This is a genomic window from Aliiroseovarius sp. S253, from assembly GCF_049800855.1.
GTDB lineage: Bacteria > Pseudomonadota > Alphaproteobacteria > Rhodobacterales > Rhodobacteraceae > Aliiroseovarius.
On sequence record NZ_JBNAFW010000001.1, the window covers coordinates 872913 to 886703 of the forward strand.

The window sequence follows — 13791 nt, forward strand, 5'->3', positions numbered from 1 at the left end:
TATGTTGTATTGGTTGACCGAGTTCTCGGATGGTGGCGATTTTTTCAACCTGTTTCGCTACATCACCTTCCGCTCGGGCGGGGCATTCTTTACCGCGCTGATTTTCGGCTTCATGTTTGGTCAACCATTGATCAACATCCTGCGCCGCAAGCAAGGTAAGGGGCAGCCAATTCGCGAAGACGGCCCCGAAAGCCATAAGGAAAAGCAGGGTACCCCGACCATGGGCGGTCTGCTGATCCTGTCAGCATTGCTGGTGGCCACGCTGATGTGGGCGCGCCTTGATAATCATTATGTGTGGATCACGCTGTTCGTGACCTATGGCTTTGGTTTGATTGGCTTTGCAGACGATTATGCAAAGGTATCAAAGAACAATACCGCAGGTGTATCAGGCAAGATCAGGCTGGGCATTGGGCTGGCAATTGCAGGAATTGCAGGCGTCTGGGCCTCAAGTGTGCATCCAGAAGCGCTTCAGTATCAACTGGCGTTTCCGGTCTTCAAAGACACACTTCTGAACATGAGCTATGTCTTCATCCCCTTCGTGATGATCGTAATCGTCGGGTCCGCCAACGCGGTGAACCTGACGGACGGGTTGGACGGGTTGGCCATCATGCCGGTGATGATCGCAGCAGGTACGTTGGGCGTGATCGCCTATGCGGTGGGCCGTGTCGACTTCACCGAATATCTGGACGTGCATTACGTGCCCGGAACCGGGGAACTGTTCGTCTTTACCTCGGCCTTGATCGGCGGGGGCTTGGGCTTTCTATGGTACAACGCGCCGCCCGCAGCTGTGTTCATGGGCGACACTGGTTCGCTGGCCCTTGGCGGGGCTCTGGGGGCTATCGCGGTCGCCACAAAACACGAGATCGTGCTGGCCATCGTGGGCGGGCTTTTCGTGGTCGAGGCACTCTCGGTTATCATTCAGGTGCTGTACTATAAGAAGACCGGCAAGCGCGTCTTCCTGATGGCGCCGATCCATCACCACTTTGAACATAAAGGCTGGCAAGAGCCGCAGATTGTGATCCGCTTTTGGATCATTTCTCTGATCTTGGCCCTGATCGGTCTGGCGACACTGAAGGTACGCTAAGTGCCACCAAAGACTTTCTAAACGCCCCGCCCATTCGGTGGGGCTTTTGTTTTTTGGTCAAACCCTTTAGCGATGTTTCAAGACGGATAGGAGGCTCGCATGATCCCTGCGAAAGGTTACGAAGGGCGCAAGGTTGCAGTTCTGGGGCTTGGGCGCTCAGGCCTTGCGACGGCCCATGCGCTGGAAGCGGGCGGGGCCGAGGCGCTGTGCTGGGATGATGGCCAAGAGGCCCGCGAGCGCGCCGAAGGGCAGGGGCTGATCCTGCATGACCTGAACAAGGGCAATGCGTGGGAAGATGTCGCGGCGTTGATCGTCAGCCCGGGCATTCCACATCTTTATCCCGAACCCAACAAGCTGATCGCGCGTGCGATGGAGGCAGGCGTGCCGGTCGACAACGACATTGGCCTCTTTTTCCGCAGCTTTGCCGATCAAGAATGGGACAATTTCGACACCCTGCCGCGCATCGTTGCGGTGACGGGATCAAATGGGAAATCCACCACCTCGGCCCTGATCCATCACGTGCTGGAACATGCTGGTAAGCCCACCCAGCTGGCTGGCAATATTGGGCGTGGTGTTTTAGACATCGATCCCGCCCATGATGGTGAAGTGGTGGTTCTGGAACTGTCGAGCTATCAAACCGATCTGGCCCGTTCGCTGACGCCGGATATCGCGGTGTTCACCAACCTGTCGCCCGATCATTTGGATCGTCACGGCGGCATGGGGGGATATTTTGCAGCCAAGAGACGCCTGTTTGCTGAAGGTGGGCCCGATCGCGCCGTTATCGGTGTGGACGAGGCTGAAGGCGCCTATCTGGCGGGGCAACTGTCCGAAGGCGCAGTGGATGACCGCGTGATCCGTATCTCGGTTGATCGTAAGCTTACTGGCCCCGGCTGGCAGGTCTTTGCACGCAAAGGATTCCTGTCAGAATACCGTAAGGGGCGTCAAATCGCTTCGGTCGATCTGCGCGCCATCAAAGGCTTGCCCGGCAGCCACAATCATCAGAACGCCTGCGCGGCCTATGCGGTCTGCCGATCCATCGGGCTGGCGCCTAAGGTGATCGAAGCTGCGTTCCACGCCTTCAAAGGGCTTCCCCATCGTTCCCAGCTGGTGGGCGAGAAAGACGGCGTTGCTTTTGTAAATGACAGTAAAGCCACCAATGTGGACAGCGCTCGTGCCGCCCTTGGGGCGTTCGACAACATCCGCTGGATTGCGGGTGGTTTGGGCAAAGATGGTGGGATCGAAGATCTGGCCGATGCGCTTGGCAACGTGAGCAAAGCCTATCTGATCGGTCATTCGGCGCGCGAGTTTGCCCTGCAACTTGGCGACGTCCCCTACGAGATCTGCGAGACGATGGAAAACGCGGTTACGGCTGCAGCTAAGGACGCCCAATCCGGCGACACAGTGCTGCTGGCCCCCGCTGCCGCCAGTTTCGACCAGTATCCGGATTTCGAAAAGCGGGGCGAGGATTTCACCCGTCTGGTTCAGGACCTCCTTCAGGATATGTGAGCGGTATCTGTATTCCGCGGTATGCTAAAAGACTCAAAAACCCCTTGTTATTAAGGGGTTGCAATGTGTCGCGTCTCTGTTACGACTTTGCGCTAAGGAGACACGCGCATGATGAATTTGACCGACCATCCGGGCCGTTATGACCTTGCGAACGAGCTGCACGCCCGTCCGTCGCCCGCGCTTTGCGCGCCGGGGACGGCGGTCTATCTGGCTATTAAACGTCCTGATAACGCGGCAAATCGGGATCGCGAGGCGGATCGCCAGCATCTGATTGCGCTTCTGGATCGGTTTGGTGCGCCGCACCCCAGCCCCGGGTCCAACCACTATTTTGGCGAAATCGGCCGATATCATCTGAAATGGGAACAACATAACGAGTTCGTTAGCTACACGGTCTTTAGTGACGGGATATCGTCGCGAGCGTTTGACCCGGCAGCCTTTGATGTCTTCCCAGATGATTGGCTGGCCAAGGCACCCGGAGATCGCATCACCTCGGCCCATATCCGAGTGCAGCAAATGCCGGGTACGGAAAAGGAAATGGACAAGCTGGTGCGCGAATGGTTCGTGTCGGAAAGCATTGCCTCGACTTGGGTGCTGGATCGGGCCGCGATGGTGGCAGGCGATTTCCGCATCGATCCCGCGGGCCATATGCGGTTTGTGGCTTTCATTTCTGAAGGAACCGGCAAACGACGAATTGGCCGGATCGTGCAGCGCCTATGCGAGATCGAGACCTACAAGACCATGTCGATGCTGGGCTTCCCGGTGGCGCGCGATATTCATCGTCAGCTGCGCAACGTGGATGGCGAACTGACCCATTTGGTTGGGGCGATGAAACGTGGTGATGAACCCGCCGAGGCAACGCTCAGCGAGCTGCTGTCCATCTCGGCCGATCTAGAAGAGCTGATGGCGTCGACCTCGTTCCGAATGGGGGCCACGCGCGCCTATGAGGCCATTTTGAATCAGCGCATTGGTGCGCTTCGAGAAGAGCGGTTCCGCGGCCGTCAGACATTGAGCGAGTTCATGATGCGCCGCTATGATCCCGCGATGCGCACGACGAAAAGTGCCGCGACGCAGCTTGATACCATGGCGGCCCGCGCTGCCCGCGCAGGCGAGCTGTTGCGCACCCGCGTCGATGTCGAGCGCGCCGAGCAGAACCAGGCACTTCTGGAAAGCATGGATGCCCGTGCCAAGGTGCAGCTACGACTGCAGGAAACGGTCGAAGGGCTGTCCGTCGTCGCGATCAGCTATTACGCGGTGTCGCTGGCAGGGTATCTGTTCTACCCGCTGGCAGGTGCGCTGAATATGTCCAAAGGGACGCTGACGGCGTTGCTTACACTGCCTGTGGTGCTTCTGGTGTGGCTGTCCGTACGTCGTATTCGGAAGTCACTTGGCCACTGACGCGTGCGTCGACACGGGCGGCCAGCCAAGCGCCTGCGATGATGGCCAAAAGCGCGATGGCTGCCGACGTGGACAGGGTTGCGACGCCCGAAAGGCCAGCACCAACGGTGCAGCCTCCAGCCAACACGCCGCCCATGCCCATCAGGACACCACCTGACAGATAGCGACCCATCTGGCCCGCGCCCTCGAATCCTTGCCATGCAAAGCGTCCAGCGATCAGGGCGGACAGGGCTGCGCCGAAGATGACGCCTCCGATCAGGCCTGTGCCGAAATTGCCGCCGACGGCGCTGGCAGCAGCGGTCCAAAAGAGCGTATCCGCCAGAGGTGCGGTGAAGGACAGGCTTTCCACGGCGATGGGGTCAAATTCATCCATCAGGACCAATCCGGTTCCCAGCCAGCCCAAGGGCACCAGTGCGCCAAGCAAAGCCGCTGGTACCAGAACGCGCAGCTTGGGACGAGCCTGCGCGACAAAGACAGCGGCCAAGACAAGGGGCAACAAGGCGCCAAGGGCTGGCAGGGAAGGGGCAGCGATTTCAACCGCCCCCAGGGAGTTTCTAAGCGGCGCAAATACGCCTTTCATGGTAGCAAGTGCGGCCAGCGCGGCCACGCCTAGCACGATGATGGCGCGCAAGTTGCCGGACGAACCAAGGACAACCAGACGTGATAGGCAACCGCGCGTCAGAACCATTCCGGCTCCGAACATCAGGCCACCTACGACAAGCGACAGGATCGGAAGGGTCGGGGCGTGAAAACGATGGTCTGCGAAACTGATCCAGCCCGCCCAAACCGCGCCTTGCGTTCCGATCACGGCGACAGCCAAAGCAGTCAGCCAAACGGCCAGCGCCTGACGACCTTCAATGCCCGCACCGATCACTCCACGGCGAAGACAAAAGCGAGTGATCTCGGCCAGAATGCCAAAAGCCGCACCAAGGCCTAGCCCGAACAGAATCGAGGCAGTGCGTGGTGTCAGGGTCTCAAAGCCAAAGGTCTCAAACATCTTCACGTCTCCGCATTTGGGAATATGTTCCATCTGGCGCGAGTGATTGCGTTGCGCAAGCGTTGTAGCGGCTTTGAATTGGTGTTGTGGTGGGAATAATTTCCGATTCTTTGGGGGCGATAGGACGATTGACCTATCGTGACGCGCTCAGCGGTAAGACGGACCAAGGCAGAGGCGCCGTTGCTCGGTTTGTCCTTATTTGCGCCCACTGCCGCCGCGCGGGTCCAACGCATCGCGCAGCCCGTCGCCAAGGTAATTGGCGCACAGAACGGTCAGCGTGATCATCAACCCCGGCCAGATCGCGCGGGCGGGTGTCAGCGTCAGATACTCGGTACCGTCAAACAACAGCCGTCCCCATGTGGGATGGTCCGGCGGAAAGCCGAGCCCCAGAAAGCTAAGCGCGCTTTCGGTGATGATGGCATTGGCCAAGCCAAGCGTGGCCGAGACGATGATCACCCCCATCGCGTTAGGCAGGATGTGCCGCTGGATCAGGCCCCAAGGGCGTAGGCCGAGCGCGGTGGCGGCTGTGACGAACTCGCGTTTCTTCAAGGCCAGCACTTCGGCGCGGAGAATGCGGGCGGTTTGCATCCAACTGGTCAGGCCAATCATCGCAACGATCAACAGGAAAATCCCAGCCTCGGCCCCAAAGAGCGCGCGCAGGCTATCACGCCACAGCATGATCGTGACCAGAAGCAGGGGCAGAACGGGCAGGGCCAGAAATAGGTCGGTTAGGCGCATCAGGGGGGCATCTAGCCATCGGACCATGCCTGCCAGAATGCCAACCGCTGCCCCGATCACCACGGACAATGCCATGGCGACAATGCCTACCAAAAGTGTGACGCGCCCGCCTTGCAGCATGGCGGCGAACAGATCGCGGCCAAGGTGGTCGGTGCCCATCGGGTGCGACAGGCTGGGTCCAAAGTTGCGGGCGGTGACGTTGATCTGCCCCGCTGTATGGGGCCACAGAAGTGGCCCGATCAGGACGGCAAAGAGGATAAGCACCAGCAGCACTCCACCAATGACCGCACCTTTGTGCCGTCGAAATCGTCTCCAAAACCCGTTGGGTGGGACGCTAATGATGGACAGGTCAGTCATAGCTGATCCTTGGATCCAGCAGGCCATAGGCGATGTCGGCCAGAAGGTTGAACACCACGATGAGGACGGCGAACAGGAAGGTCAGTGTCTGCACCACGGGCAGATCTCCGCTTTGGATCGAGGAAATCAAAAGCTCTCCGATCCCGTTGATCTTGAAAATCTGCTCGGTGATGATCGTGCCTGCCAGAACTTGCGGGATGCCCAAGGCGATCACAGTCACAACCGGCAAAAGCGAGTTTCGTGCCACATGGGCCAATATCACGCGCGGTTCGGACGCCCCTTTCGCGCGGGCGGTGCGGACATAGTCATGGTGCAGGTTTTCCAGCATCGACGCACGCATATAGCGGCTGATTTGCGCTGCGTTATATAGCGCAAGGATGGTGACCGGCATAACCATTTGGCGCAGTTGGGCCATAAAGCTGTCCCATCCGGTGACGGCCAAAGTCGTGTCATAGACCGACGGAAACCAGTTCAGTTTCACCGCGAAGATCACGATCATCACGACGCCCAGAAAGAAGGACGGAACCGAGTAACCGATCATCGACACGAAGCTGCCCAGATGGTCGAACCAGCCGTGCTGACGATAGGCAGAGTAAATGCCGACGGGTAAAGCAATGGCGATGCCCAGAATATAGGACAGTCCGACGACCCAAAGTGTCTGGGGCAGGCGATCCGCGATCAGCTCGACCACCGGCGCGCGCGACGCCCAGCTTAAGACGCGCAAGCGGTCCGGATCCCCGAAGCTGAGGCCCGTGAGGTCGGACAGCCAGTTCAGCGGTTCATGAATGAAAAACTGTTTGCACCACAGAAGATAGCGGGTCAGCAGCGGATCTCCGATCCCCAGTGCCTCGCGCAGTTGGGCGCGGGTTTCGGCAGGGATCGACATTGGCAGATTGGCAGTAGGGTCGTTGGGGGCCATATCCATCAACAGGAAAATGGCGAAGCTGATGAAAATCAGCACCGGAACCGAGAAAACAAGCCTGCGCAAACAATAGGTTAACATGAGCGGTAGACGGCCTTTGGTTCCGTGACGCGGCCTGAAATCAGCCGCGCCCCCAGTCTAGCGGTCTTACTTGGCGCGGGTCCAGTCCGCGATGTTCCAAAGTTCGCTGTCCCAGACATTCATCCGCACACCTTCAAGCGAGTTGGCGTGGGCCGATACCTCGCCACGATGCACCAGCGGGATCAGTGCACCCGCCTGCATCAGCATGTCATTCAGCTGTTTCGAGATCTCGATCCGCTCGTCGATATCCACCGTGTTGCCAAGTTTGGCCAGCAAGGCGTCATAGCCGGGATTGCAATAGCGCGGCACGTTCATGCCCGCCCAACCGTTCTCTGGTGTTGGGATTGCCGCGCAGGCCCAGTTGTTCAAATAGGGCTCGGGGTCGTTGCCGGGGAAGAAGTTGGTGAACATTTCCAGATCGGCATAGAACTTCTGATAGGTGTCCGGGCTGGACTGGTCGCCACCAAAGAAGACCGAAGGTGCGATGGCACGCAGTTCGGTCGCGATGCCTATCTCAGCCCACCACGCTTTCAACAGGTCCTGCGTAGTCTGACGCACAGGGTTGACCGAGGTTTGGTAAAGCAGCGCTATCGGCACGCCATCTTTGTCGCGGATACCGTCGCCATCGCTGTCAGTCCAACCGGCTTCGTCCAGAAGCGCGCGCGCGGCGTCCAAGTTTTGGGTCAAGCAGATGTCGTTCGCGCCCGACGCATATATGGCGGGGGCGGCGAGCACGTCACAAGTTGAGCGGCCCGCATCGCCATAGGCAATGCCAATCAATGTATCGCGGTCGATTGCCAGAGAAAGAGCTTTAGTAACCCGCGGATCGGAAAGGAAGGGATGCGCGCCGCCATCGCGGGTTGAGCGTGCGTCGCCCAGATCAGCTGCCGGATCGGTCAGGTTGACCTGCAAACGCTCCACGGCCGTTCCAAAGGACGATACCACTTGACCTTTGCCAGCGGATTTCATGTTGGCCAGAACTTGCGGATCCAGTTGAAGGTTCCATGCATAGTCAAATTCGCCGGTTTCGAGCACGGCGCGGGCGGCGCCAGACGCGTCGCCTCCGCCCTTCAGTGTTACCTTGGAAAAGCCGGGTTTATCTGCGTCGCGATAATGGGGGTTGATGTCATAGCTCACCACGTCTCCCGGTTTGAAATCGGTGATCTGGTAGGGGCCAGTGCCGATGGGCGCGAGGTTTTGGGCCGAGCAGTTCAGGGCATTCGCCCCCATGCAATCGGCGAACTGAGCAGCTTGCAGAACTGGAACTTCAAGGCCAACGAAAGGCGCATAGGGATAGGGCTTAGGTTTTGTAAAGCTGATCTTCACCGTATGAGCATCCAGCGCCTGAACCTGCGCGATATCGGTGAACTTCGCTGTCATCTGACAGCCGCTTTCAGTGTCCATGCAATAGTTGGCCGTAAAGACCACATCATCTGCCGTGAAGTCGCTGCCGTCAGCCCATTTGATCCCCGGCTTTAGAGCCCACGTGATCGACTGCAAGTCGGAAGAAATGCCGCCATTTTCCAAAGTCGGGATTGATTGGGCTAGCCACGGTACCATCATACCGGTCTCATCATGGCGGGCCAGAGGCTCCAAGACCAACGACGCAGGCTCGGAATCCTTGGGGCCGGATGCAAGGTAGGGGTTTAGAAGTGTCGGGGCCTGCCAATAGATCAGGTTCAGATCCCCCTGCGACCCGCGCTCGGCATAGGCGGCGGATGAAAGGACGGAAACACTCAGTGTTGCCAAGGTTATGCGTTTGTAAACAGCAGACATTTTTGGTCGGATCCCTAGGTAATTCGGCAAGCCACCCCTGCTGAAGAAGGGCATATGGCAGTGCAAACTCGACTGTTTGTGGCAGAAAACAAACTCAACACCGGTGTCGCGCGCCGCCAAACCTGTGAGTATTATGACACTGTATTACAGTCCAGTTGCAAGGGGGGGCAGGCAGGTTTCTTTGATTTCCCCATGCTGTTGCTTTTCTAATCTTGATAGAATTCAATGGTATACGGGGCAAAAAAATCGATGGCCCGATGATTTTGGCGTCGAGAAACACTGGCGCAGGTCCCTTGAGCCTTCATAGGTTTCTGGGCATTGTCACCTGTACTACGTCATTGCCGCGATACCCCATACAGAAAAGGATGATCCTTTGCCGATCCGAAACCGTTTTGCCGAGCTTCACGAGGACATCACCGCGTGGCGTCAGGATTTTCATAAACATCCCGAACTGCAGTTCGACACTCATCGCACGGCGGGCATCGTGGCCGAAAAACTGCGGGAATTTGGCTGCGATGAGGTTGTAGAAGGTGTCGGGCGCACGGGTGTCGTTGGTGTGATCCGTGGGCGAAAGACAGAATCAGGCAAAGTGGTTGGTTTGCGCGCGGATATGGATGCGCTGCCGATACTCGAAGCGACAGGTCTGGATTATGCCTCGGTCACGCCGGGAAAAATGCATGCCTGCGGGCACGATGGTCACACGGCGATGTTGTTGGGCGCGGCTCAATACTTGGCTGAAACCCGTAATTTTGATGGCACATGCGTTGTAGTTTTTCAGCCTGCCGAAGAAGGTGGGGGCGGTGGACGCGTCATGTGTGAAGACGGTCTGATGGAACGCTTCGGTGTGCAAGAGATTTACGGAATGCACAATTGGCCCGGTCAGCCCTTAGGCGCGTTTGCGATCCGGCCCGGTCCGTTCTTTGCCGCGGCCGACCTTTTGGATATTCAGTTCATCGGACGGGGTGGGCACGCGGCCAAACCCCATGACACGATTGATCCTGTTGTGATGGCTGCACAGGCTGTGACCGCGCTTCAGACCATCGCGTCGCGCAATGCGGATCCGACGTTGCAGGTGGTTGTGTCGATCACATCGGTCGAGACATCTTCGACCACGTTCAATGTGATCCCGCAGTCGGTGCATTTGAAGGGTACCGTACGTACCCTGTCACCCGAGATCCGCGATCTGGCCGAGACGCGCATTTCCGAGATCTGCAACGGGATTGCAGCGACCTTTGGCGGCGAGGCTAAGGTCCGGTACGAGCGGAACTATCCGGTGATGGTGAACCACGACGCTGAAACAGATTTCGCGGCCGAGGCTGCCCGCAAAGTGTCGGGCGAATGCGCCGATGCCCCCTATGTCATGGGGGGCGAGGATTTTGCATTCATGCTGGAAGAGCGCCCCGGCGCTTATATCCTTGTGGGAAACGGGGACACCGCGATGGTTCATCATCCCGAATACAATTTCAATGACGAGGTGATCCCGCAGGGCTGCTCATGGTGGGCAGAGATGGCGGAAAGCCGGATGCCGATTGGCTGAGATGCTGTTGGGGGAGGGGCTTTGCCCCTCGGCCCTTTCGGGCCTCACCCCAGGATATTTTTGGTAAAAAAATGAGGGCGTTATCCGCCCGTATGGTTCATGTGTCTGATCGTCTGGCCGCGGATTTCCTGACGGCTATAGTCAAAATCATGGCCCTTGGGTTTGCGTCCAATGGCGGCGTGGATGGCGTCGATCAGCACCGTGTCGCTTTCTGATGATCTCAGGGGCGCGCGCAGGTCCGACATGCCGTCATGGCCCAGACAGGTATAAAGCTGACCGGTGCAGCTCATCCGGACACGGTTGCAGCTTTCACAGAAATTATGGGTCATCGGCGTGATAAACCCGATTTTCTGCCCGGTTTCATTGACGCGCACGTAACGGGCTGGACCGCCTGTATTGTCGTCCACATCGGTCAGGGTCAGCTGGGTTTCGAGATGCTGGCGCAGCTGGGTCAGGGGCCAATATTGGTCTAACCGATTTTCTTCGCCCATATCGCCCATGGGCATGACCTCGATAAAGGTCAGGTCCATGTCCTTTTGGGCGCACCATTCGGCTAGGGCGAAAACCTCGTCATCATTGAAACCTTTCAAGGCCACCGCGTTGATCTTGACGCGCAGACCTGCGTTCTGTGCGGCGTCTATTCCACGCAGGACCTGAGGAAGGCGGCCCCATCGGGTGATCTTGGCAAATTTGTCTTCGTCCAACGTATCCAGAGAAATGTTGATCCGTCGCACGCCCGCCTTGAACAGATCATCGGCAAAGCGATGCAGCTGTGACCCATTGGTAGTCAGGGTCAATTCGTCCAGTGCGCCGCTGTCCAGATGCCGCCCCATGGCGTCGAAGAAGCCCATGATTCCCTTGCGGACCAGCGGCTCTCCGCCGGTGATGCGCAGCTTACGCACGCCAAGCCCGATGAAGGCAGAACATAGACGATCGAGTTCTTCGAGCGTCAGCAGGTCCTTTTTGGGCAGAAAAGTCATGTTCTCTGCCATGCAATAGGTGCAGCGGAAATCGCACCGGTCAGTTACGGACAGGCGCAGATAGGTTACCGGGCGGTGAAAGGGGTCAACAAGCTTGGGCGTTTCCATGCGACGAACCTAAGGGCGGGCGAAGCTACGCGCAAGTCACGGCCGCGTCATTTCAACCGTTGAAAGCGTCGGAGATTTGCGCCAGTTTGCCTGTATGAAACAGCTTATTATTCTTTCCGCCGCCTGTCTTGCCGTCACGGGATGTGCCGGCGTGGACATGAACAATCTTCTGCCGTCGCCGCCCCATTTGCGTCAGGAGCCGGTTGGACCGGCCGTGACCCCGAATGCGCCTCCGGCTGATGCGACCACCGCGGATGAATTTGATACATCAACCGAGGACGATCGCGTGGCCGCTCTGGCGCCTGCACCCACTCCTGCGGGTGCACTGGGTACAACGGTTGCCAATCTAGGCGACCCAACTATTCCAGGCTTCTGGGTCGAAACGCCACTTGTTAGCAGCGAGACCGAGGGCCGGGTTCAATCCAAGGCCACAGGGCGCACGGTAAAGGTGACGTTGAGACCTACCTCGACGGGGGGCAGCCGGATCTCGATCTCTGCGCTTCAACTTTTGGATTTGGATCTGTCTGGACTGCATGAACTGGTGGTCTTCGGGTCGTGAGCTCGATAACTGATGCGGCGTGGCTTGAACTTGGCCGCGCCCGCAAACTTGTGTCGCCATGTGGGACGTGGCAGGACATGCGTGCCGTGTTTCAGTGGGATATCCCCGAGCATTTCAACATCGGTGAACGTTGCTGTGACAGCTGGGCTGCGATAGATTCAAACCGGATTGCGCTGACCCATGTGCACGAAGATGGCAGTTCCGAGGATTGGAGCTTTGGGCGCCTGAAAGAGGCCTCGGACCGATTTGCAACCGTGCTTCACGATGCGGGGTTGGGCAAAGGTGATCGGATTGCGGTGTTGCTGGGGCAGGGGCCAGAGGTTCTGATTACCCATTTTGCGGCTTACAAGCTGGGCGCAGTGGTTTTGCCGCTGTTTACGCTCTTTGGAGCGGATGCTTTGGCCTATCGTCTATCAGATAGCGGCGCAAAGCTGGTGGTCACAGACCCCGACAATATGACGAAACTGTCTGAGATCCGCCCGGAACTGCCCACGCTACAGGCGGTCTTCTCGGTCAAGCCCTGTGAAGGTGCCGAAGATATGTGGCGGGCGTTGGAGGCGGCGCATCCGCTTGTCGATCCTGTCAACACGCTGGCCGAAGACCCGGCGGTGATGATCTATACCTCTGGCACGACTGGCCCACCCAAAGGGGTGCTGCACGCCCATAGGTTTCTTCTGGGCCATCTTCCCTGTGTCGAAAACTTTAACGAGGATTTTCCACAGGCGGATGACAAAGGCTGGACGCCTGCGGATTGGGCATGGATCGGCGGCCTTATGGATCTAGCACTACCGTTTCTGTATTACGGCGTGCCCATCGTCAGCCACCGCATGCGTAAGTTCGATGCCGAAGTTGCGTATCGCCTGATGGCGGATCACAGGCTGCGCAATCTGTTCATGCCGCCAACCGCGCTGAAGCTGCTGCGACAGTCGGATGCAATGCCCAAGGGTGTCGACATCCGATCCATCGGGTCAGGCGGCGAAAGCCTTGGGGCGGGATTGCTTGACTGGGCCGACGAAGCGCTGGGCGTGAAGATCAACGAGTTCTACGGCCAGACCGAATGCAATCTGGTCCTGTCCTCGGTCGCTGGTGCGATGGAGGTCAAACCCGGCAGCATGGGGCAACCCATTCCCGGTCATGAGGTGACGCTGCTGGCTGACGATGGTTCATCCGTTGAGCCGGGCGAGATGGGCGAGATCTGTGTGAAAGCACCTGATCCGGTGATGTTCCTGTGCTATTGGAACCTGCCTGAAAAGACACGCGACAAGTTTCACGATGTGGACGACGTCAAATGGTTACGCACCGGAGATTTGGCGACCCGCGACGCTTCGGGCTATTTCACCTTTGCAAGCCGCGACGACGACGTGATCACCTCGGCAGGTTATCGCATCGGGCCGAGCGAGATCGAGAACTGCCTGATGACTCATCCTGACGTCACCATGGCGGCCGTGATTGGCGTGCCAGACCCTCTGAGAACCGAAGCAGTCAAGGCGGTAGTGGTTTTGAAGGACGGGAGCTCGTGCGGGGGAATGGAAGAGGCGTTGATACAGCTGGTCCGTGATCGGATCAGCCCTCATGTGGCCCCTCGGAGTGTCGAATTTGTGGATCATCTTCCCATGACGGCCACGGGCAAGATCATGCGGCGTGAGCTGCGAGGCTGATAGTCGATCGCGACCGGTCCGGAGTGGCGCCCCAAGTGGTGTAAAGCGATGTCTACGTCGATGTGCCGGCTGGTTTGTGTGGGCGTCCCTCCT

Annotated in this window: 11 protein-coding genes; 6 read left to right on the plus strand and 5 right to left on the minus strand. The window is 58.3% G+C overall.

Annotation, left to right across the window (positions count from 1 at the left end; all coding sequences use genetic code 11):
* Window position 1 precedes the first annotated feature (1 nt).
* The 3 genes from mraY to ACP15F_RS04350 all read left to right on the plus strand — a co-directional run bounded on the left by mraY (window position 2) and on the right by ACP15F_RS04350 (window position 3985).
* Complete coding sequence (gene mraY, locus ACP15F_RS04340) at window positions 2-1084, plus strand: phospho-N-acetylmuramoyl-pentapeptide-transferase (protein WP_424939607.1); 1083 nt, start codon at window positions 2-4, stop codon at window positions 1082-1084.
* A 99-nt stretch (window positions 1085-1183) separates the two neighbouring features.
* Window positions 1184-2590, plus strand: a complete 1407-nt coding sequence (murD, locus tag ACP15F_RS04345) for a UDP-N-acetylmuramoyl-L-alanine--D-glutamate ligase (protein ID WP_424939608.1) — start codon at window positions 1184-1186, stop codon at window positions 2588-2590.
* Between the two features lie 108 nt (window positions 2591-2698).
* Window positions 2699-3985 carry a DUF3422 family protein gene (locus ACP15F_RS04350; RefSeq protein WP_424939609.1) on the plus strand — a complete coding sequence of 429 codons (1287 nt, stop codon included), beginning with the start codon at window positions 2699-2701 and terminating at the stop codon, window positions 3983-3985.
* Here the strand turns inward: ACP15F_RS04350 and ACP15F_RS04355 are convergent.
* From ACP15F_RS04355 to ACP15F_RS04370, 4 genes are all read right to left on the minus strand, one after another.
* Window positions 3918-4982 (minus strand): YeeE/YedE thiosulfate transporter family protein, encoded by a 1065-nt coding sequence (locus ACP15F_RS04355; RefSeq protein WP_424939610.1) that lies wholly within the window; start codon window positions 4980-4982, stop codon window positions 3918-3920. The two genes, ACP15F_RS04350 and ACP15F_RS04355, sit on opposite strands and share 68 nt — an antisense overlap.
* A gap of 195 nt (window positions 4983-5177) precedes the next feature.
* Window positions 5178-6077, minus strand: coding sequence for an ABC transporter permease (locus tag ACP15F_RS04360; RefSeq protein ID WP_424939611.1), 900 nt, complete (start codon window positions 6075-6077; stop codon window positions 5178-5180).
* On the minus strand, window positions 6070-7080 hold the full coding sequence (locus ACP15F_RS04365) for an ABC transporter permease (RefSeq protein WP_424939612.1): 1011 nt from the start codon (window positions 7078-7080) through the stop codon (window positions 6070-6072). Before ACP15F_RS04365 ends, ACP15F_RS04360 begins: the two co-directional genes overlap by 8 nt.
* Before the next feature lie 66 nt (window positions 7081-7146).
* Window positions 7147-8856, minus strand: coding sequence for a peptide ABC transporter substrate-binding protein (locus tag ACP15F_RS04370; RefSeq protein ID WP_424939613.1), 1710 nt, complete (start codon window positions 8854-8856; stop codon window positions 7147-7149).
* Between the two features lie 373 nt (window positions 8857-9229).
* Between ACP15F_RS04370 and ACP15F_RS04375 the strand changes: the two genes are divergently transcribed.
* On the plus strand, window positions 9230-10393 hold the full coding sequence (locus ACP15F_RS04375; RefSeq protein ID WP_424939614.1) for a M20 aminoacylase family protein: 1164 nt from the start codon (window positions 9230-9232) through the stop codon (window positions 10391-10393).
* A gap of 80 nt (window positions 10394-10473) precedes the next feature.
* Here the strand turns inward: ACP15F_RS04375 and moaA are convergent, their stop codons facing one another.
* The gene (moaA, locus tag ACP15F_RS04380) at window positions 10474-11481 is read right to left on the minus strand and encodes a GTP 3',8-cyclase MoaA (RefSeq protein ID WP_424939615.1); all 1008 of its coding nucleotides are present in this window, start codon (window positions 11479-11481) and stop codon (window positions 10474-10476) included.
* Window positions 11482-11575: 94 nt separating this feature from the next.
* Here moaA and ACP15F_RS04385 point away from each other — a divergent pair, with 94 nt between their 5' ends.
* Both ACP15F_RS04385 and ACP15F_RS04390 read left to right on the plus strand, forming a co-directional pair.
* Window positions 11576-12040: a D-galactarate dehydratase gene (locus tag ACP15F_RS04385; protein WP_424939616.1), complete on the plus strand. Its 465-nt coding sequence runs from the start codon at window positions 11576-11578 to the stop codon at window positions 12038-12040.
* Window positions 12037-13698: an AMP-binding protein gene (locus ACP15F_RS04390; protein ID WP_424939617.1), complete on the plus strand. Its 1662-nt coding sequence runs from the start codon at window positions 12037-12039 to the stop codon at window positions 13696-13698. The genes ACP15F_RS04385 and ACP15F_RS04390 overlap by 4 nt, the downstream gene beginning before the upstream one ends.
* Window positions 13699-13791 lie beyond the last annotated feature (93 nt).

Bases quoted from the DNA above. Each gene is read 5' to 3' on its own strand.
- mraY (WP_424939607.1), top strand. From the start codon at position 2: ATGTTGTATTGGTTGACCGAGTTCTCGGATGGTGGCGATTTTTTCAAC.
- murD (WP_424939608.1), top strand. From the start codon at position 1,184: ATGATCCCTGCGAAAGGTTACGAAGGGCGCAAGGTTGCAGTTCTGGGG.
- ACP15F_RS04350 (WP_424939609.1), top strand. From the start codon at position 2,699: ATGATGAATTTGACCGACCATCCGGGCCGTTATGACCTTGCGAACGAG.
- ACP15F_RS04355 (WP_424939610.1), bottom strand. From the start codon at position 4,982: ATGTTTGAGACCTTTGGCTTTGAGACCCTGACACCACGCACTGCCTCG.
- ACP15F_RS04360 (WP_424939611.1), bottom strand. From the start codon at position 6,077: ATGACTGACCTGTCCATCATTAGCGTCCCACCCAACGGGTTTTGGAGA.
- ACP15F_RS04365 (WP_424939612.1), bottom strand. From the start codon at position 7,080: ATGTTAACCTATTGTTTGCGCAGGCTTGTTTTCTCGGTTCCGGTGCTG.
- ACP15F_RS04370 (WP_424939613.1), bottom strand. From the start codon at position 8,856: ATGTCTGCTGTTTACAAACGCATAACCTTGGCAACACTGAGTGTTTCC.
- moaA (WP_424939615.1), bottom strand. From the start codon at position 11,481: ATGGAAACGCCCAAGCTTGTTGACCCCTTTCACCGCCCGGTAACCTAT.
- ACP15F_RS04385 (WP_424939616.1), top strand. From the start codon at position 11,576: ATGAAACAGCTTATTATTCTTTCCGCCGCCTGTCTTGCCGTCACGGGA.